A 271-nucleotide genomic window follows, 5' to 3' on the forward strand; every position below is an offset into this window, starting at 1 on the left:
CACCGAATCCACCCCCAACTCCGCCTCCAGGTCCGTCCCCTCCTCGAACACCTCCGCCGGATACTCCAGCGCCGCCGCGTACACCCCCGCCAACTCCCGGACCAGCGCGCCCCGGTCGGGCGTGGGGGCCTCGGCCGGTTCCGGGGCCGACGTGCCGCCCGAGGCGAGGATGAGGTCGGCGATCTTGCCGAGCGTGTTGTACGCCGCCGGACGCACATCGGACGGACGCGGCGGCAGCCCGTACCGGTCACCCACCCGCACCAGCAACTCC

At 73.8% G+C, this 271-nt stretch carries 1 pseudogene; it reads right to left on the bottom strand.

Annotated features, from left to right (window positions below):
* A pseudogene (locus tag IH54_RS41190) lies at positions 1–255 on the bottom strand (hypothetical protein); the annotation flags it as partial.
* Between the last annotated feature and the right edge of the window lie 16 nt (positions 256–271).

This window comes from Streptomyces sp. NRRL F-5123, from assembly GCF_000721495.1.
In the GTDB taxonomy this organism is placed as follows: Bacteria; Actinomycetota; Actinomycetes; order Streptomycetales; family Streptomycetaceae; genus Actinacidiphila.